The 18,424-nt window shown below is 68.7% G+C and carries 19 protein-coding genes; 15 read left to right on the top strand and 4 right to left on the bottom strand.

Going from position 1 to position 18,424, the window contains the following annotated elements:
* Nucleotides 1-30: 30 nt before the first annotated feature.
* Genes ACE5C1_RS08245 through ACE5C1_RS08235 form a run of 3 tightly spaced genes read left to right on the top strand, consistent with a single transcriptional unit; the run spans nucleotide 31 to nucleotide 3,146 of the window.
* Nucleotides 31-567: a CHAP domain-containing protein gene (locus ACE5C1_RS08245; RefSeq protein ID WP_374943585.1), complete on the top strand. Its 537-nt coding sequence runs from the start codon at nucleotides 31-33 to the stop codon at nucleotides 565-567.
* Complete coding sequence (locus ACE5C1_RS08240) at nucleotides 551-1,957, top strand: hypothetical protein (RefSeq protein WP_374943584.1); 1,407 nt, start codon at nucleotides 551-553, stop codon at nucleotides 1,955-1,957. Before ACE5C1_RS08245 ends, ACE5C1_RS08240 begins: the two co-directional genes overlap by 17 nt.
* A 10-nt stretch (nucleotides 1,958-1,967) precedes the next feature.
* Nucleotides 1,968-3,146, top strand: a complete 1,179-nt coding sequence (locus ACE5C1_RS08235; RefSeq protein WP_374943583.1) for a VWA domain-containing protein — start codon at nucleotides 1,968-1,970, stop codon at nucleotides 3,144-3,146.
* A gap of 242 nt (nucleotides 3,147-3,388) precedes the next feature.
* Here the strand turns inward: ACE5C1_RS08235 and ACE5C1_RS08230 are convergent, their stop codons facing one another.
* Nucleotides 3,389-4,483: an anhydro-N-acetylmuramic acid kinase gene (locus tag ACE5C1_RS08230; protein ID WP_374943582.1), complete on the bottom strand. Its 1,095-nt coding sequence runs from the start codon at nucleotides 4,481-4,483 to the stop codon at nucleotides 3,389-3,391.
* A 73-nt stretch (nucleotides 4,484-4,556) separates the two neighbouring features.
* Here ACE5C1_RS08230 and rimO point away from each other — a divergent pair, with 73 nt between their 5' ends.
* Nucleotides 4,557-5,948, top strand: coding sequence for a 30S ribosomal protein S12 methylthiotransferase RimO (gene rimO / locus ACE5C1_RS08225; RefSeq protein WP_374943581.1), 1,392 nt, complete (start codon nucleotides 4,557-4,559; stop codon nucleotides 5,946-5,948).
* A 98-nt stretch (nucleotides 5,949-6,046) separates the two neighbouring features.
* Here rimO and ACE5C1_RS08220 read toward each other — a convergent pair whose 3' ends face one another.
* Nucleotides 6,047-6,193 carry a lmo0937 family membrane protein gene (locus ACE5C1_RS08220; protein ID WP_374943580.1) on the bottom strand — a complete coding sequence of 49 codons (147 nt, stop codon included), beginning with the start codon at nucleotides 6,191-6,193 and terminating at the stop codon, nucleotides 6,047-6,049.
* 126 nt (nucleotides 6,194-6,319) lie between these two features.
* On the opposite strand from ACE5C1_RS08220, the gene ACE5C1_RS08215 reads away from it, so the two are divergent.
* Together ACE5C1_RS08215 and ACE5C1_RS08210 are read left to right on the top strand one after the other, a co-directional pair.
* Nucleotides 6,320-7,732 (top strand): serine hydrolase domain-containing protein, encoded by a 1,413-nt coding sequence (locus tag ACE5C1_RS08215; RefSeq protein WP_374943579.1) that lies wholly within the window; start codon nucleotides 6,320-6,322, stop codon nucleotides 7,730-7,732.
* Nucleotides 7,729-9,096, top strand: coding sequence for a M17 family metallopeptidase (locus ACE5C1_RS08210; RefSeq protein ID WP_374943629.1), 1,368 nt, complete (start codon nucleotides 7,729-7,731; stop codon nucleotides 9,094-9,096). The genes ACE5C1_RS08215 and ACE5C1_RS08210 overlap by 4 nt, the downstream gene beginning before the upstream one ends.
* A gap of 30 nt (nucleotides 9,097-9,126) precedes the next feature.
* Here the strand turns inward: ACE5C1_RS08210 and tpiA are convergent, their stop codons facing one another.
* A complete protein-coding gene (tpiA, locus tag ACE5C1_RS08205) occupies nucleotides 9,127-9,873 on the bottom strand; it encodes a triose-phosphate isomerase (RefSeq protein ID WP_374943578.1) in 747 nt (248 codons plus the stop codon).
* Between the two features lie 194 nt (nucleotides 9,874-10,067).
* Between tpiA and ACE5C1_RS08200 the strand changes: the two genes are divergently transcribed.
* Both ACE5C1_RS08200 and trpE read left to right on the top strand, forming a co-directional pair.
* Nucleotides 10,068-12,005, top strand: a complete 1,938-nt coding sequence (locus tag ACE5C1_RS08200; protein WP_374943577.1) for a SurA N-terminal domain-containing protein — start codon at nucleotides 10,068-10,070, stop codon at nucleotides 12,003-12,005.
* Complete coding sequence (gene trpE, locus ACE5C1_RS08195) at nucleotides 12,002-13,501, top strand: anthranilate synthase component I (protein WP_374943576.1); 1,500 nt, start codon at nucleotides 12,002-12,004, stop codon at nucleotides 13,499-13,501. The genes ACE5C1_RS08200 and trpE overlap by 4 nt, the downstream gene beginning before the upstream one ends.
* Before the next feature lie 42 nt (nucleotides 13,502-13,543).
* Here trpE and ACE5C1_RS08190 read toward each other — a convergent pair whose 3' ends face one another.
* Nucleotides 13,544-13,963: a hypothetical protein gene (locus tag ACE5C1_RS08190; RefSeq protein WP_374943575.1), complete on the bottom strand. Its 420-nt coding sequence runs from the start codon at nucleotides 13,961-13,963 to the stop codon at nucleotides 13,544-13,546.
* Between the two features lie 127 nt (nucleotides 13,964-14,090).
* On the opposite strand from ACE5C1_RS08190, the gene ACE5C1_RS08185 reads away from it, so the two are divergent.
* From ACE5C1_RS08185 to ACE5C1_RS08155, 7 genes are all read left to right on the top strand, one after another.
* Entirely contained in the window at nucleotides 14,091-14,675 is a 585-nt protein-coding gene (locus tag ACE5C1_RS08185; RefSeq protein ID WP_374943574.1) for an anthranilate synthase component II, read from the top strand.
* A complete protein-coding gene (trpD, locus tag ACE5C1_RS08180; RefSeq protein ID WP_374943573.1) occupies nucleotides 14,672-15,667 on the top strand; it encodes an anthranilate phosphoribosyltransferase in 996 nt (331 codons plus the stop codon). Before ACE5C1_RS08185 ends, trpD begins: the two co-directional genes overlap by 4 nt.
* Entirely contained in the window at nucleotides 15,664-16,440 is a 777-nt protein-coding gene (gene trpC, locus ACE5C1_RS08175; RefSeq protein ID WP_374943572.1) for an indole-3-glycerol phosphate synthase TrpC, read from the top strand. Before trpD ends, trpC begins: the two co-directional genes overlap by 4 nt.
* The gene (gene moaC, locus ACE5C1_RS08170) at nucleotides 16,437-16,904 is read left to right on the top strand and encodes a cyclic pyranopterin monophosphate synthase MoaC (protein WP_374943571.1); all 468 of its coding nucleotides are present in this window, start codon (nucleotides 16,437-16,439) and stop codon (nucleotides 16,902-16,904) included. Before trpC ends, moaC begins: the two co-directional genes overlap by 4 nt.
* Before the next feature lie 153 nt (nucleotides 16,905-17,057).
* Entirely contained in the window at nucleotides 17,058-17,336 is a 279-nt protein-coding gene (locus ACE5C1_RS08165; RefSeq protein ID WP_374943570.1) for an antitoxin of toxin-antitoxin stability system, read from the top strand.
* Nucleotides 17,333-17,623: a type II toxin-antitoxin system RelE/ParE family toxin gene (locus ACE5C1_RS08160; protein WP_374943569.1), complete on the top strand. Its 291-nt coding sequence runs from the start codon at nucleotides 17,333-17,335 to the stop codon at nucleotides 17,621-17,623. Before ACE5C1_RS08165 ends, ACE5C1_RS08160 begins: the two co-directional genes overlap by 4 nt.
* The gene (locus tag ACE5C1_RS08155; RefSeq protein WP_374943568.1) at nucleotides 17,592-17,900 is read left to right on the top strand and encodes a BrnA antitoxin family protein; all 309 of its coding nucleotides are present in this window, start codon (nucleotides 17,592-17,594) and stop codon (nucleotides 17,898-17,900) included. Before ACE5C1_RS08160 ends, ACE5C1_RS08155 begins: the two co-directional genes overlap by 32 nt.
* Nucleotides 17,901-18,424: the final 524 nt, after the last annotated feature.

Raw genomic sequence — 18,424 nt, 5'->3', positions numbered from 1 at the left:
CAGTGACCACCGCGGGGGTACACCGGTCGTATGCGCAGTTCGTTCGCCAGCCTTGCCCTCTCGCTCGCCGCGCTGACGGGGGCGTCGGCCCAGGCCTCGCTCCTCGACTATGTCGGCCAATGCGTGCCCTTCGCGCGCGCAGCATCGGGAGTCGAAATCTACGGTGACGCGTGGACATGGTGGGACCAGGCCGATGGCCGCTACCGCCGCGGCTATGCGCCGAAAGTCGGCGCGGTGATCGTCTTCGCTAAGACCGCGCGCCTGCCGCTCGGCCATGTCGCGGTGGTCAGCCGAGTCGTCGAGACGCGTGTCGTCATGCTCACCCACGCAAACTGGTCGCGCCAGAACGGCGAGCGCGGCCATACCGAACAGGACGTGACGCTGTACGATGTCTCGCGCGACAACGACTGGAGCGACGTCAAGGTCTGGTACCGCGACAACGACGGGCTCGGTGGCGGCGTCTATGCGGTCAAGGGTTTCATCTACGGCGACGCCAAGCCGGCCAAGGAGCTGACCGGCCGTCATCCCGATTACGTCGCCGCGCTGATCGATGCCTACGCGCACTAGCCCCCGCACCGGCCGCGGCGCCACGCTGCTGCTCTGCGCCATCGTCGCCTTGGGTCTGGCGTTGCGCATCGCGGGCGCGCAGGGCGGATTGTGGCTCGACGAGGCCTGGTCGGCGGTGCTCGCGCATGAGGCGGGGACGCCTGCGGGCGTGTTCCTTCAGATCAATCACGACAACAACCACCACCTCAATTCCTTATGGCTACAGGCGGTCGGGCTCGGCGCGCCATCGTGGCTGATGCGCGCGCTGTCGATCGCAACGGGCACGCTGGCGATTCCGGTCGCGGCGGCGCTGGCCCGACCGCGCGGACGTGTCGCGGAGGCGGTCGCCGCCATCCTGTTCGCCACCTCGCCGATGCTCGTGACCCTGGGATCGGAGGCGCGCGGCTACGCGCCGATGACGCTGGCGCTGCTGGTCGCGACGCTGTTCGTCGATCGCACGCTGGCGGGCGACGCGCGTTACCGCCGTCCGCTTGCCCTCCGTCTTTGCTTCGTGCTCGGCGCGCTGTCGCAGCTGACGATGGTCTTCGGGGTGCTCGCACTGTGCGGCTGGGCGTTCTTCGCCTGGTGGCGTCGCGAGTCGTTCGGCGTGGCGGTCCGCCGGTCGCTGGCGCTGTTCGCGGGACCGCTCGTTGCGCTCGCCGCAACGCTGGCGCTGGTGTTCGGCGCGGCCTGGGCCAGCCCGACCGGTTTCCAGTTCGGCTCTTACGAACCCTTTTCGACGATCATGTACCTCCACGCGCTCGTCGAGATGGTGGGCTACACCGTCGGCTGGCCGGTCGTCACGATCGCGCTGCCGGTGTTGGCGCTTGTCCTGCTGGTGCTGGCGCCGCGCGCGGGCGCATCGCGCGTGGCGTTCTACCGGCTGGCGATCTTCGGCTTCCCGGTCGCGATGGCGGTGTTGCAGGCGGGCAATCCCGGCCACCCGCGTTACTACCTGCTGGCGGCGGTCGCGCTGCTGCTGATGCTTGGCGAGGTGATCGCGCACGGCCTTGGTCGCGGTGGACGCTGGCGCGTGGTTGCCGGAGCCTCGCTCATCGCAATCGTCGTGGGCGGGCTGGTCCAGGACGTCGACCTGGCGATCAACCGCCGTGGCGATCCGGCGCGTGCCATCCCCGCGCTCGCCGCCCGCGCGCCAAAGGGCACCACCGTACTGATGGACCGCGCGACGGGGGAGGCGATGCTCCGGGTCGCCGCCGCCCAGGCGGGTTATCCGCTCAGGATCGTCAAGGCGCCCTGCCCGGCCGCGCCCTTCGTTTTCGCCGACCGCTTCAAGGGCGAGACACTGCCCGCGATGCTGGTCCGCTGCCGCACCCGCTATCTGCCGATCGCCGGGGCGCAGGCGCACGGCCTGTCGGGAACCCACTGGACGCTGTACGCCCGCGCGCCGTAGGGTCGCGCGCATGTTCCTCAACTTCCTCGACGAGCTTCGCGCCGCCGGCATTCCCGCCAGCCTCAAAGAGCATCTGATCCTGCTCGAGGCGCTCGACGCCGAGGTGATCGAGCGAACGCCCGAGGACTTCTACTATCTCGCCCGCGCGACCTACGTGAAGGACGAAGGGCTGCTCGACCGCTTCGATCAGGTCTTTGCGAAAGTGTTCCGCGGCGTCGCTACCAACTTCGCGGCGCAGAATGCCGAAATCCCCGCCGATTGGCTCAAGGCGGTCGCCGAGAAATACCTGACGCCCGAGGAGATGGCGGCGATCGAGTCGCTCGGCTCGTGGGACGAGATCATGGAGACGCTGAAGAAGCGCCTCGACGAGCAGCACGCGCGCCACCAGGGCGGCAGCAAATGGATCGGCACCGGCGGCACCAGCCCGTATGGCAACGCCGGCTACAACCCCGAAGGCGTCCGCATCGGCGGAGCATCGAAGCACGGCCGCGCGCTGAAGGTCTGGGACCAGCGCGAATTCCGCAACCTCGACAACACCCGCGAGCTGGGCACCCGCAACATCAAGGTGGCGCTCCGCCGCCTGCGCCGCTTCGCCCGCGAGGGCGCCGCGGACGAGCTCGACATCGACGGCACGATCGACGGCACAGCGCGCCAGGGCTGGCTCGACGTACGCATGCGTCCCGAGCGCAGGAACGCGGTCAAGCTCCTGTTATTCCTCGACGTCGGCGGATCGATGGACCCGTGGGTCAAGCTCTGCGAGGAGCTGTTCAGCGCCGCGACGAGCGAGTTCAAGAACCTCGAATTCTTCTACTTCCACAATTGCCCGTACGAGGGCGTATGGAAGGACAACCGCCGCCGCTTCGCCGAACGCACTCCGACCTGGGACCTGCTTCACAAGTTCGGCCACGACTACAAGGCCGTGTTCGTCGGCGACGCGTCGATGAGCCCGTACGAGATCACCCACCCTGGCGGCTCGGTCGAGCATATGAACGAGGAGGCGGGCTCGACGTGGATGCACCGCCTGACTACGACCTACCCCGCCGCGGTGTGGCTCAACCCGGTGTCGAAGGAGCAATGGGGCTACAGCCAATCGATCCGCATCCTGCGCGAACTGATGACCGACCGCATGTACCCGCTAACTTTGGGTGGCCTGGACGAGGCCATGCGCGAGCTGACGAGGAAGCGGTGAGCGCCTGTCAGACCCCCAGTGCCGCCAGCTTCTGGACGTAGACCTCGACCAGCTGCAATCGCCGCTCCCGCGCTTCGGCCGTCAACGCGCGCGCTGCGGCGGCGCGTTCGACGCCCAACCTGCGCATGTAATATCGTAGATCGGATTCCATCGCCGCGACCCCGCCCCCGGTGCCAAATACCCTGACACAGGTTGTAATCAGGTAAATTCGGAACGCGAGTCTTCATGCGCCGAGGTGAGTGTCAGCAGCGATGGATGACGCCGCCGGGTAACGGCGCCGCAACTCCGGTGGTTCCGGGAAAGCTGATCGGCAGATTTCGCAGCGTTCTCACCGCCATATAGGCGAATCCTTGCGCCTCCACCGCATCGCCGTTCCACCCCAGCGACTCGCTCGGCTCGGGGTTCAGCCCGGTGCGCGCCGCGATCATCGCCAGCAGCGTCGGATTGTGCCGACCGCCCCCCGCCACCACGAGCCGCAACGGCCGCGCCGGCAGTTGGTCGAGCGCCAGCGCTACCGTTGCTGCAGTGAAGGCGGTCAGCGTCGCCGCACCATCCGCCGCGGACAGGCCGCGTGCCGGCTGGATCGTGAAATCGCTGCGATCGAGCGACTTGGGCGCGGGCGCATCGAAGAACGGGTGATCGAGCATCGCGGTCAGCACCGCCTCGTCGACCGCACCCGTCGCGGCCAGCGCGCCGCCCGCATCGAAGCGCGCGCCGGTCTCGGCGGCAACCCAGTCGTCGATCAATCCGTTCGCCGGTCCGGTGTCGAACGCCACGAGCGTATCATTGGCGATGTATGTGATGTTCGCCACGCCTCCTAGGTTCAGCACGACCACCGGGCGCTCCAGCCCCGCTGCCAGCGCAGCGTGATAGACCGGCAGCAACGGCGCACCCTGCCCACCCGCCGCAACGTCGGCGGAGCGGAAATCCGACACGCAGGTGATCCCGGTCGCCTCCGCCACCGCCGCGCCGTCGCCGATCTGCCAGGTCCAGCCGCGGTCGGGCCGGTGCGCGACCGTCTGGCCGTGGAAGCCGATCGCCCCGACATCGCTCGCGCTCACCCCTGCATCGGCAAGCAGCTTGTGCACCGCCAGCACGTGGCAGCGCGTGATGAGCTCGCCCGCCGCGAGGATGGGCGGGCTGGCGCGCGGCCGGTCGAAGGTCAGCGCCATCCGCGCCGCCGCCGCCAGCTCCGCGCGCGCGACGTCGGAATATGCCTCACCCCGAAATGCGATCGGACGGACGAACGCCTCCCCGTCGGTCTCGATCAGCGCGGCATCGATGCCGTCGAGCGACGTTCCGGACATCAGGCCGATGGTGAGCATGGAATCGGACATGCGCCTTCTCTATCCGGCCGCGCGGACCATGGGTGGAAAAATCGCGCCGCACCCGCTATGTGTCTCGCTTCCCATGGCAACGACACTCCCCTCCCCGCCGCGCGTCGGCATGGTCTCGCTCGGCTGTCCCAAGAATCTGGTCGACAGCGAGCGCATCCTGACCAGGCTGCGCGCCGAGGGCTATGCGATGTCGCCCGACTATGCCGGTGCCGACGTCGTGCTGGTCAACACCTGCGGCTTCCTCGATTCCGCCAAGGAGGAGAGCCTGGAGGCGATCGGCGAGGCCATCGCCGAGAACGGCCGCGTCATCGTGACGGGGTGCATGGGCAAGGATGCGGACGCGATCCACGCGCGCTTCCCGCAAGTGCTCGCGGTCACCGGTGCGCATCAATACGAACAGGTCGTCGGCGCCGTCCACGCCGCCGCGCCGGTCGTGCGCTCGCCGTACCTCGATCTCGTCGGCTCCAGGGACCTGCTTGCGCAGGATGGTGGCGCGGTCGAGGATACCGACCTCAAGCTGACGCCGCGCCATTACAGCTATCTCAAGATCAGCGAGGGCTGCAATCACCGCTGCTCCTTCTGCATCATCCCGTCCTTGCGCGGCGATCTCGTCAGCCGCCGCCCCGACGCGATCCTGCGCGAGGCGGAGAAGCTGGTCGCGGCGGGGACCAAGGAACTGCTGGTCATCAGCCAGGACACGTCGGCCTACGGCATCGACATCCGCCGCGAGCCGCGCATGTGGAAAGGGCCCAAAGACGCCGAACCAAGACTCGTCGTGCCGCACATGACCGATCTTGCCCGCGAGTTGGGCAAGATCGCGCCGTGGGTACGGCTCCACTACGTCTACCCGTACCCGCATGTCGATCAGGTCATCCCGCTGATGGCCGAAGGGCTGGTGTTACCCTATCTCGATATCCCGTTCCAGCACGCCGCCCAGTCGGTGCTGAAACGCATGAAGCGTCCGGCCAATGACGCCAAGGTGCTCGAACGTATCCACCGCTGGCGCAGCATCTGCCCGGATATCGCGATCCGGTCGACCTTCGTCGTCGGCTTCCCAGGTGAGACCGAAGCGGACTTCGACTATCTGCTGCAATGGCTCGAAGAGGCGCAGCTCGACCGGGTCGGCGCGTTCCGATTCGAGCCGGTCGCGGGCGCCGCCGCAAATCTGCTCCCCGATCATGTCCCCGAAGCGGTCAAGGAGGACCGCTACGCGCGCCTCATGGACCTGACCGCGCGCATCTCGACCGCCAAGCTCGCCGCCAAGATCGGGCGTACGCTGGAGGTGATCGTCGATGCGGTCGATCCGGAGGGCGGCGCCACCGCGCGCGGCCAGGCCGACGCCCCCGAGATCGACGGCGAGGTGTTCCTCCGCGACGCCGCGCACCTGAGCGTCGGCGACATCGCACGCGTCGTCATCGAGGACGCCGACGAGCACGACCTCTACGGCGTGCCCACAGTCGTCTGATCTGGCGGAAAGGATCCCGTTCGCCCTGAGCGAAGTCGAAGGGCATGCCACCGGGCCAGAATGCTTCGACTTCGCTCAGCACGAACGGATGTTGGAGGTCACACCACCCGGCGACCGGTGAACAGCTTCACCAGCACGACGATCACCGCGATCACCAGCAGAATGTGGATCAAACCGCCCGCGACGTGGAACCCGAATCCGAGCAGCCAGAGGATGAGAAGGATGACGGCGATGGTCCAAAGCATGATGGCTCTCCTGTTACGCGGGTAGAACGATATGCCTGCAAGGTCGTTCCGCACGCGCGTTTCAAGCTGGCATGCCGCCGTGTGCACTGTATGATCCATCCGCACCACGCACAGTGATGAGGTTGCATGCTCCCGAGAACGCTCGCCGCCGCCGCCGCTCTATGCTGCCCCTCGCTCGCCGCCGCGCAGGCGATCACCCCGGCGGAAACCGCCGCGATCGATAGAATCGTCGAGACCTCGCTCGCCTCCACCGGCGTACCCTCCGCCTCGGTTGCGGTCGTTCGCGGCGGGCAGATCGTCTTCACCCGCGCCTATGGCAAGGCGTCCGAGAAGATGGCGCAGGCGCGGCCCGAATTGCCCTATCAGATCGCCTCGATCTCCAAACAATTCACCGCCGCCGCCCTCCTGCTGCTCCAGCGCGACGGCAAGCTCAGCCTCGACGACACCGTGTCGCAATACGTCCCCGGCGTGACCGGCGGCGACAGGATCACGCTGCGCCAGCTGGTCAGCCACACCGCCGGGCTCCAGGATTATTGGCCGCAGGATTACAGCTTTCCCGCGATGGAGAAGCCGACCACCCCGCAGGGCATCGTCGATCGCTGGGCCAGGAAGCCGCCCGATTTCGCGCCGGGTACGCAGTGGCAATATTCGAACACCGGCTATGTCGTCGCCGGGCTGGTGGTCGAGAAGGTCGCGGGCGAACCGCTGCTCGCCTTTCTCCAGCGCCGCATCTTCAAGCCGCTCGGCATGACCGCGATCGACCAGGACAAGGCGGTCGGCGCGCGATACCCGCAGGGCTATCACCGGTTCGCGCTCGGCCCGGTCCGCGTCGCGCCGCCGGCTGCACGCGGCTGGTTGTTCGCCGCGGGCGAGCTCGCGATGAGCACCGCCGATCTCGCTCGCTGGGATATCGCGCGGATCGACCGCACGGTGCTCCGGCCCGAGGACTGGCAGGCGCAGGAAACCGCGGTCAAGCTCGCCGACGGCAAGGACACCGGCTACGGCCTGGGCGTCAGCGTCGGCACCTGGACCGACGGACGCCACTATGTCGAGCACTCCGGCGAAGCGGTCGGTTTCCTCAGCGAGAACATCGTCTTTCCCGATGACAAGGCCGCGGTGGTCGTCTTCATCAACGCCGATTTCTCCGATGCCACGGAAACGATCGCCAAGGGTATCGTCGCCACCGTTCTGCCGGCCAAAACCGCTGCGGCCTCAGACGCGGTCGACGAAACCGCCAAGACCGCACAGGCACGCCGCATCTACGACATGCTGCGCTCGGGCACGCTCGATCCGGCAACGATGACCGAGGATTCGAACTATTATTTCGATGCCGCCGCCCGCGCCGATTACGCCGCCAGCCTCGGCGCGCTCGGCGAGCCGACCGGGTTCGCGCCCGTTCGCGGACCTCGGCTGCGCGGCGGCTTCGTCAACCGCAACTACACCGTGACCTACCCGAACAGGACGCTGCGCATCATCACCTATGCCGAACCCGGCGTCACCGGGCGCTACGAACAATTCCTCGTCCAGCCGGCGAACTGACCGCCATGGCAGCCCTGCTCGAAGCCGACCGCGGCCAGCCCGCACACACGATCACGCTGATCGCGCCGGATGCCTTCGACGGCTGGCTCGCGCAGCAATCGGGCCCGGTTCGTGCGATCGCCGCGGGTCAGCGGTTCGCGGGCAAGGCGGGGTCCCACGCGATCCTGCCCGATGGCGACGGCTGGCAGGTCGTCGCCGCCGTCGACGATACCGCGTCGCCCTGGGCACTGGCCAAGCTCGCCGAAATGCTGCCAGAAGGACCGTACCGCATCGCCGGCGATTGCCCGCCCGCGCTCGGCTGGGTGCTCGGGCAATATCGTTTCGATCGCTACCGCAAGAGCGAGGGCGCCGGGCCGCGCATCCTCCTGACCCGCGACGCCGCCGGGATCGCATCGGCGCTTGCACTCGCCGCCGCGACCGCGACGGTGCGCGACCTCGTCAACACCGGCGCGGGCGACATGGGGCCGGGCGACCTCGAAGCTGCCGCCCAGACACTCGCGACCCGACACCACGCGGCGCTCACCGTCACCCGCGGCGACGCGCTGGCGAGCGGCTACCCGATGATCCACGCGGTCGGTCAGGCAGCAGCCAAGGACCGCCATCCGCGGCTGATCGAGCTGGATTGGGGCGATGCCGGACACCCCCGCGTCGCCATCGTCGGCAAGGGTGTGACCTTCGACACCGGCGGGCTCGATATCAAGCCGTCCGCGGGCATGCGGCTGATGAAGAAGGATATGGGCGGCGCCGCGCACGCGCTGGCACTCGCCGAGCTGGTGATGGCGGCCAAGCTCCCGGTAAGGCTTCACCTGCTGATCCCCGCGGTGGAGAATGCCATCGCAGGCAACGCCTTTCGCCCCGGCGACGTGCTCAAGACGCGCAAGGGACTCTCCGTCGAGAACACCAACACCGACGCCGAAGGTCGCCTGATCCTCGGCGACGCCTTGACGAAAGCGGTCGAGGGCAAACCCGAACTCATCCTCGATTTCGCCACCCTCACCGGTGCGGCGCGCGTCGCGCTCGGCCCCGATCTGCCGCCACTGTTCGCCAACGACGAGGCGCTCGCCGCCGACCTGCTCGTCGCGGCGCATGACGAGCAGGACCCGTTGTGGCGGATGCCGCTGTGGGACGGCTATGACGAGATGCTCAAGAGCGACACCGCCGACTTGGTCAACGCCCCCGACGGCGGCTTCGCGGGCGCGATCACCGCGGCGCTGTTCCTGCGCCGGTTCGTGCCGGCGGACATACCGTGGGCGCACCTCGACGTCTTCGCCTGGCGGCCCGCGGCGAAACCGGGGCGGCCGAAGGGCGGCGATGCGTTCGGGCTACGGGCGGCGTTCGCGATGCTGAGGACACGCTATCCTTGATCCTCTCCCGCAAGGGGGAGGGGAGCAGGGTCACAACGCCGCCGCTGCCTCGACGATCGGCACGAACTTCGCCGCCGTGAGACTCGCTCCCCCCACCAGCGCCCCGTCGACATCCCCCGCACGGAGCAACCCGGCCGCATTGTCCGCAGTCACCGATCCGCCATACAGGATCCGCACGGCGTCCGCTTCTTCGCCGATCGACGCCGCCAGCTGCCGCCGGATCGCGCCGTGCATCTGCGCCACGTCCGCCACCGTCGGGGTCCGCCCGGTTCCGATCGCCCACACCGGCTCGTAGGCGATCGACAGCCACGCCGCCGCCGCGCCATCGGGCAGCGACGCCGCTACCTGCCCGGTCACCACCGCCTCCGCGCGCCCCGCATCGCGCTCGGCGAGCTGCTCGCCGACGCACAGGATGACCGTCAGCCCGGCACGATACGCCGCCTCGGCCTTCGCCTTCACGTCGCCGTCGCTCTCCGCCTGGTCGCACCGCCGCTCGCTATGCCCCACCAGGGTGAAGCGCGCGCCCGCCTCCGCGACCATCGCCGCGGAGACGCAGCCGGTATGCGCGCCGCCTGCCGCCGGGTGGACGTCCTGCGCCCCGATCACCAGCGCGGGCACCCGCTCGGCCGCGGGCGCGATCAGCGTGAACGGCACCGCCACCGCCACGTCGACGCCCGGCGCAGCCGCAGCCGCCACAGCGATGCCGTCCAGCTCGGCCAGAGCCGCGCACGACCCGTTCATCTTCCAATTCCCCGCCACCAGCTTGCGTCGCATCATCACTCCATGTCCCCAATTTCCGTTCGTGCTGAGCGAAGTCGAAGCACATCGCCCAAAACCATGCCCTTCGACTTCGCTCAGGGCGGACGGTATTATCCCGCTGTACCCACCCTAGCCGCACACAGCCGCAGCTTGAAGCCCGAACGACCCGCCCCTAAAGCGCAAGCCTCCTGTCCATCACCGATCGCGCCTTCATGCTCAGCTTCTTTCGCCGTCTCATCAATTCCAAGGCCGGCATCGTCGTCACCTTCATCGTGCTCGGCGTCATCGCACTGGCATTTGCGGCGACCGACATCACCGGGCTGGCGAACGGCAGCAGCGGCGTGGCGGGGGGCGATGTCGCCAGCGTTGGCAAGGCGGAGGTGACCGCCGCCGATCTGCGATCGCGCGCGCAAACCGCGGTGGATGCCGCGCGCCAGCAGCAGCCGACCGCCGACATGGCGCAATTCCTCGCGCAGGGCGGGTTGGAATCGACGCTGGATCGCGAGATCGCGGGCCTCGCACTCGAGCAGTTCGGGCTGTCTCAGGGCATGGCGGTCAGCAAGCGCTCGATCGACGGCCAGCTCGCCAGCATCCCCGCGCTCCAGGGTCCCAACGGCAAGTTCGATCCCGCCATCTACGCGCGCCTTCTCAGCGAGCGGCGCCTGACCGACACCGCGATCCGCCGCGATTTCGCGCGCGACACCATCGCGCAAAGCCTGATCGCGCCGATCTCGGGCGCATCGGGCGTGCCCGCCGGGCTCGCGTTGCCTTATGCCTCGCTGCTGCTCGAACGGCGGACCGGGCAGATCGCGCTCATTCCGTCGAGCGCGATGACCGCGGGTGCGGCGCCCACCGGCCCCGAGCTCCAGGCTTACTACACCCGCAACGTGGCGCGCTATACCCTGCCCGAGCGCCGGGTGGCACGCTATGCGCTGGTCACCCCGGCGTCGATCAACGTGCAACCGAGCGATGCCGAGATCGCCGCAGCGTACGCCGCCGATCGCACGAAATATGCCGCGACCGAGAAGCGCACGGTTGCGCAGGTCGTTGTCGCCGACCAGGCGGGCGCGCAGGCGCTGGCCGCCAAGGTCCGCGGCGGCACCGATATCTCCCAGGCCGCCAGCGCAGCCGGGCTGGAAGCATCGACCCAGACTGGCGTCGACAAGCCCACCTACACCGCCGCCGCCTCGCCCGCGCTTGCTGATGCGGTCTTCGCCGCCCCGCAAGGCTCGGTCGTCGGTCCACTCCGCGGGCCGCTCGGCTGGACGGTCTCGCGCGTGGTCAAGGTCGAACAGGTCGCCGGCCGCTCGCTGGCGCAGGCGCGCGACGAGATCGCCAATGCCATCAAGGCGCGCAAGACCACCGAAGGCCTCGCCGACATGCAGAATGCGATCGACGAGGCGGTATCCAAGAACGCGACCTTCGACGAGGTCGTCGCGGATCGCAAGCTGACCTCCCTCACCACGCCCGCGCTGCTCGCCAACGGCACCGACCCACTCGCCCCCGGCACCCCCGCCGATCCGGCGCTGGCGCCGGTCGCGACCGCGGCGTTCCAGGCGCAGGACGGCGATCCACCGTCGCTGGTGTCGACCGGCAAGGACGGCAGCTTCGCGCTCGTCGCGCTCGGCCGCACCGTCGCCGCCGCCCCGCGCCCGCTCGCCGAAGTCCGCGAGGCCGTGGCCAGGGACTTCACCGCCGAGCGCGCCCGCCAGGCCGCACGCCGCATCGCCAACGATGTCTTGGCCAAGGTTAATCGCGGCACACCGCTGGCGCAGGCGGTCGCGCAAGCCGGCGTCGCGCTCCCGCCGGTCCGCCCAGTCGCCACGTCGCGCCTGGCGCTGGCGCAGAACCCGCGCGGCGCCGAACCGCCGCTGGCGCTGATGTTCAGCATGGCGCCGAACAGCGCTAAGACGCTGGAGGCCGCCAACAATGCGGGCTGGTACATCGTCCGCGCCGAAAGCGTGCAGCCGGGCGATGCACGCGGCAATGCCGGGCTGCTGGCCGCCACCCGCGCCGATCTCGGCCGCGCGGTGGGCCGCGAATATGTCGATCAGTTCGCGCGCGCGGTCCGCAACACCGTGGGCGTGAAGACCGACGCCGCGGCGGTGGCAAAGGTCCGCCGCGACCTGCAGGGCCAGTCCGGCAATTGATCGAGGGCCGGGACGAGGCGCTTGCTGCACTCCGAGCAGGCCGCCCCGGCTTCGTCTGGCGCCGCCACGTCGCCGACACCGAAACCCCGGTTGCCGCCGCGCTCAGGCTGATCGAGCCCGGCCGCGGCGACTTCCTGCTCGAATCGGTCGAGGGCGGCGCCACCCGCGGGCGCCACAGCCTGATCGGCCTCGCCCCCGATCTCGTCCTGCGCGCCCACGGCTCCCGTGCCGAGGTCAACCGCCGCTGGGCGCACGACCGCGACGCCTTCGTCGAGGACTCTCGCCCCACCCTCGACGCGCTGCGCGCACTGGTCGCCGAATGCCGTGCCGATGTTCCGCCCGAGCTCCCGCGCGCGCTCGCCTGCCTGGTCGGCTATTTCGGCTACGAGACCGTCGGGCTGGTCGAGACGCTGCCGGTGCCGAACGCCGACCCGCTGGCGCTTCCCGACATGATCTTCGTCCGCCCCAGCGTCGTGCTGGTGTTCGACCGCCTCGCCGACGCGCTCTACCTCATCGCCCCCGTCTGGCCCGGCGCCGACCCACAGGCGAGCGTCGCCGCCGCCGAGGAGCGTCTCGACGCCACCGCCGCCCGCCTCGCCACCACGCCGCTCCCCGTGCCGGTACGCGGCGACGGCATCGCGCCCGATTACACCCCGGCGATCGCGCCCGAAGTCTACAAGGCGATGGTCGCCCGCGCGCAGGAATACGTCCGCGCCGGCGACATCTTCCAGGTCGTCCTCGCCCAGCGCTTCTCCGCCCCCTTCGCGCTGCCGCCGTTCGAGCTTTACCGCTCGCTGCGCCGGATCAACCCGTCGCCCTTCCTCTACCACCTCGACCTGCCCGGCTTTGCGCTGATCGGATCGAGCCCCGAAATCCTCGTCCGCGTCCGCGACGGCGAGATCACGATCCGCCCGATCGCCGGCACCCGCCCGCGCGGCAAGACCGCGGCGGAGGACGACGCCAACCGCGCCGACCTGCTCGCCGATCCCAAGGAGCGCGCCGAGCACCTCATGCTCCTCGATCTCGGCCGTAACGACACCGGCCGCGCCGCCGCACCGGGCAGCGTCCGGGTGACCGACAGCTACACCGTCGAACTCTACAGCCACGTCATGCACATCGTCTCGAACGTGGTCGGCATGCTCTCGCCTAGCCACGACGCCCTCGACGCGCTGTTCGCGGGTTTTCCCGCGGGCACGGTCAGCGGCGCGCCCAAGGTCCGCGCCTGCCAGATCATCGCCGAGCTCGAACCCGAGAAGCGCGGCGCCTATGCGGGCGGCGTCGGCTATTTCTCTCCCGACGGATCGATGGATTCGTGCATCGTCCTGCGCACCGCGATCGTGAAGGACAGCGTCATCCACGCCCAAGCGGGAGCCGGCATCGTCGCCGACAGCGATCCCGCCTCCGAGCAGCGCGAATGCGAAGCCAAGGCCGGCGCCATCCTCGCCGCCGCCCGAGAAGCGGTTCTACGGGCAGCCGAAGCGGGCTATGGACAATGAGTCAGTCCTCCTCGAAGCAGAGCTCGGGGAGAATAAGAAGGCCTACTCCCCTCCGCCCGGTACCGCTGCCGCATCCGCTTCGCGCGCGCGCTTGTCCGCCGCAAAGGCCTGGTTCCGCGCGATCGAACACCCCGATTGCCCACCCGTGCCCACCGGCGAACACGTGTCCGGCAAGCCGCCCGCAACCCGCCCGACCTGATCCACCGTCGCTGCGCGGTTGACCCAGCTCTGGTTCGCCGCGCCGACTTCGCCCGAATCCCTTAGCGGCTTGGGAATCCGGTACGGTTCGCCGATCACGGTGCAGACGACGACCTCGTCGCCGACTGCCTTGGGGCAGGCCTGCCCACGCTCGATCGCAACGCTGCGTACCCGCTGCGGCGGCGCCGACGATTCTCCCTGCTGCCCCGCAGCGATAGCCGGGGCGGACAGGGTCGCCAGCAAGGCAAAGATCGCGATACGCATCGTATGAACTCCTTCATGCGGGTAAACGCGCCCTGCCGTGCTTCGATCCGCGCGCGCCGTGGCGACACCGTGGCCGTTGCGCGCGCGCTTGCTTCGACTATGGAACCCGCATGATCCGGTTGCGCGCATGATCCTCGTCATCGACAATTACGACAGCTTCACCTGGAACCTCGTCCATTACCTGATGGAGCTGGGCGCGGCGGTCGAGGTCGTGCGCAACGACGCGATCTCGGCGGGCCAGGCGCTGTCGTCGGGCGCCGAGGCCTTCCTCATCTCGCCCGGTCCCTGCACGCCGACCGAGGCAGGCGTCAGCCTCGACCTGGTCGGCGCCTGCGCCGACGCGAGAAAGCCGCTGCTCGGCGTCTGCCTCGGCCACCAGGCGATCGGCCAGCATTTCGGCGGACGTGTCGAGCGCGGCGGCCTGATGCACGGGAAGACCTCCGCGATCCACCACGACGCGACCGGCGTGTTCGAAGGCCTGCCGACGCCCTTCACCGCCACCCGCTACCACTCGCTCGTCGTCAACGATGTCCCGGACACGCTGAGGGTCAATGCCCGCACCGAAGACGGTCTCGTCATGGGGCTGGCCCACGCAACCCTCCCGATCCACGGCGTTCAATTTCACCCCGAAAGCATCGCCACCGAACACGGCCACGCCATGCTGGCGAATTTCCTCCGCATCGCAGGCATGCCGGTGAGGGAACTCGCGTGACCGTCACCACTCTCCTCCCCGGTACCGAATCACCCCTCTCCCGCGAGTCCGCGCGCCAGGCGTTCGCCGACATCCTCGACGGCCTGCCCGACGAGGACGCCATCGCCACCTTCCTGATCGGCCTGAGCGACCGTGGCGAAACGTCGATCGAGATCGCCGAAGCCGCCCGCGCGCTCCGCCGGCGCCTCATCCCCATCGCCGCCCCGCCCGGCGCGATCGACGTCTGCGGCACCGGCGGCGACGGCCACCACACACTCAATGTCTCCACCGCGGTCGCGCTCGTTGTCGCCGCGGCGGGCGTCCCCGTCGCCAAGCACGGCAACCGCGCCGCCTCCAGCAAGGCCGGCGCCGCCGACACGCTGGAAGCACTCGGCCTCGACATGGCGCGAGCAGGCGCGTCGGCCGAGCAAAGCCTCGCCGATATCGGCATCGCCTTCCTCTTCGCCGCCAACCACCACCCGGCGATGGCGCGCATCACCCCGATCCGCAAAGCCATCGGCCGCCGCACCATCTTCAACCTCATGGGCCCGCTCGCCAACCCCGCAGGCGTCACCCGCCAGCTGATCGGCATCGCAAGGCCGGACTACGCCCCGCTCTACGCCGAAGCCCTCGCCCAACTCGGCACCCAGGCCGCGCTCGTCGTCTCGGGCGACGAAGGCCTCGACGAGCTCTCCGGCGCAGGCCACAGCGTCGCGATCGCGGTCGGCAGCGTCGACCTCCCCTCCCGCATCGCCCCCGAGGACGCCGGCCTCCCCCGCCACCCCATCGCCGCCATCCGCGGCGGCGACGCCCGCGAGAACGCCGCCGCGCTCCGCCGCCTGCTCACCGGCGAGCGAGGCGCGTACAGGGACGCCGTCCTCCTCAACGCCGCCGCCGCGCTCGTCGTCGCCGGCCGCGCGGCAACGTTGCCCGAGGGCGCGGCGCTCGCGGCGGAGTCGCTCGATGCGGGCAAGGCCGACACCCTCCTAGACCGCTGGATCGCCTACCGATGACGATGCTCGACCGGATCATCGAAACCAAGCGCGCCGAAGTCGCCGCCCGCAAGGCGACCACCAGCCTCGCCGACCTCGACGCCGGCATCGCCGCGGTGACCAAACCCCGCGGCTTCCGCGCCGCGCTCGACGCCGCCCCCGGCTATGCGCTCGTCGCCGAGATCAAGAAGGCCAGCCCTTCCAAAGGCCTGATCCGCGCCGACTTCGATCCGCCTGCCCACGCCCGCGCCTACCAGGCTGGCGGTGCTGCCTGCCTGTCGGTCCTCACCGACGAACAATGGTTCCAGGGGTCCGACGCCTACCTGAAGGCCGCGCGCGAAGCGGTGTCGCTCCCGGTTCTGCGCAAGGATTTTCTGGTCGACCCCTGGCAGGCGACCGAAGCACGCAGCATCGGCGCCGACGCGATCCTGATCATCGTCGCCGCGCTCGAAGACGCGCAGATGGCCGAGATCGAGGCCGCCGCGATCGACTGCGGCATGGACGTCCTCGTCGAAGTCCACGACGCGCAGGAACTCGATCGCGCGCTCAAACTCAAATCCCGCCTGATCGGCGTCAACAACCGCGACCTGCGCGACTTCACCGTCGACTTCGGGCGCACCTACGACCTCGTCAAGCTCGCTCCCCCCGGCTGCACCTTCGTCGCCGAAAGCGGCCTCACCACTCGCGCCGACCTCGACGCGATGGCCGGACACGGCGTCCGCAGCTTCCTGATCGGCGAAGCCCTGATGCGCGCCGCCGACATCGAAGCGGCGACGCGGACGTTGATCGGATGACCGCGCTCACCCACCTCGACCAAACCGGTGCCGCCCGCATGGTCGACGTCGCCGCCAAACCCGAAACTCCCCGCGAAGCCACCGCCACCGGCCGCATCACCATGTCCGCGCAGGCCCTCGCGCTGGTCCACGACGCCACCATGAAAAAAGGCGACGTCCTCGCCGCCGCGCGCATCGCCGGCATCATGGCCGCCAAGCGCACCGCCGACCTGATCCCGCTCTGCCACCCCCTCCCCCTCACCCGCGTGAGCGTCGACATGGCCGCGGACGAAACCGGCATAACCGTCACCGCCACCTGCGCCACCGTCGGCAAGACCGGCGTCGAAATGGAAGCCCTCACCGCCGCCACCGTCGCATTGCTGACCCTCTACGACATGGTCAAGGCGGTGGATAAGACCATGACCATCGACGGCGTCCGGGTGATCGCCAAGTCGGGGGGCAAATCGGGCGATTGGACGGCTTGATCTCGACCCTGAGAACAGCGCGAGAGCCACCCCGTCTGTCCGAATGGCCGCGAACCGGCGGACCGGGGGCATATCGAACGGCGGATTGCGAAGCGGACGCGTTGCTGCGAGTGCTGGCAGCGTATATACGTCGTCAGTATGGACGGAGGGCCAATGTCGAAAGCTGCGGTATTCACAATGAAGCTCGAAGCGGACCTACGCGCGGAGTTCATGGCCGAGGCCGAAGCGAGCCACCGCCCGGCATCGCAGGTCGTGCGTGAACTCATGCGCGAGTTCGTCAACCAACAGCAAAGACAGCGCGCACGAACCGAGTTCCTGCAACGCAAGGTCGATGCCGCACGTGCCTCGGTGCGCAATGGGCAAGGCCAATCGAACGAAGCCGTCGAAGCCGATTTCGCCGCCCGCCGGGCGAGGATTGCCGATCAGGCGTGAACGTCGTCTGGACGCCCGAAGCCAGACAGGATCGCGCTGCGATCTGGAACTATCTTAAATCGCGCAACCCCGATGCAGCGGTTCGAATCGACCAACTTTTCAGCGACGCCGCTGCCCGCCTTGTCGATTTCCCGATGCTCGGCCATCCCGGCGAGATCGCCGGCACGCGCGAACTGACGCCGCACCGCAGCTATCGGTTGGTGTACGAGGTTGTCGAGAACGAAGTCTGGATTCTGGTCCTGATCCACACCGCCCGTGAATGGCCATCGCTGGATGAGCAACGGTAATTCGATGTCGTTCAAGGCGCTTCCTGGCATTTCCCGGATGGAAGTCATCCAGATTGACGGCCTCGCCGAGCTACCCGACGACCGGATCGACACGACCGACATCCCCGAAGCCTCGCTCAACGCCCGCCCCGGCCTCTACCGCGCGCGCAAAACCCCGGTCACGCTGCGCCTCGATGCGGACGTCGTGGAATGGTTCAAGGCCCACGCCCGGGATCGCGGCTACCAGACCGAAATCAACAGCGTGCTGCGCCGTTATGTGGCAGAGGCGCAGGGGTGACTCTTCAGCTTGTTTGCTAACGAACCGCTAGAGAAGCGAACTGGCGGCTATCGCCCAATTGCGGACATTCACCTGCCATTGGCAAGCGATTGCAGAGAGGCAACAGGAGCGGTCCAATAGGACACGCGATCTCTTGCTCGGAGTGCTTCTCGGGCTGCACCTTCGCGGGTCAGGGGTTGGCGCGGGCCTCGGAATATCTGCTCGAAAACGAGCAGGCCGGTTGCGGTCGGCACGACGTGATACGCCATTGACGCTCTGACCCCTACGTCCGTGTAGAATAGTACCGGAAGCCGCGTAGCTAAGCACCGTCTCGCAGCAGCCACCCAGTGACGCTTATATTTATCGGGGGTCCAGACGTAGGTTCCAGACCAGAATGGCTCCTTTAGTTCGCCCAGCGATACCTCGCCATATACGTACCGACGACCGGGCGCGGTTTGCCCAACGGGCACCCTGCGGAAGGAAAGAGCCTGCTGCGTCATAAGCCGATTTATACCGTAGAGCGAATGTAGCTAACCACCAATGGC

Source organism: Sphingomonas sp., assembly GCF_964263785.1.
Lineage (GTDB): Bacteria > Pseudomonadota > Alphaproteobacteria > Sphingomonadales > Sphingomonadaceae > Sphingomonas.
This window is presented reverse-complemented; position numbering and strand designations above follow the sequence as displayed.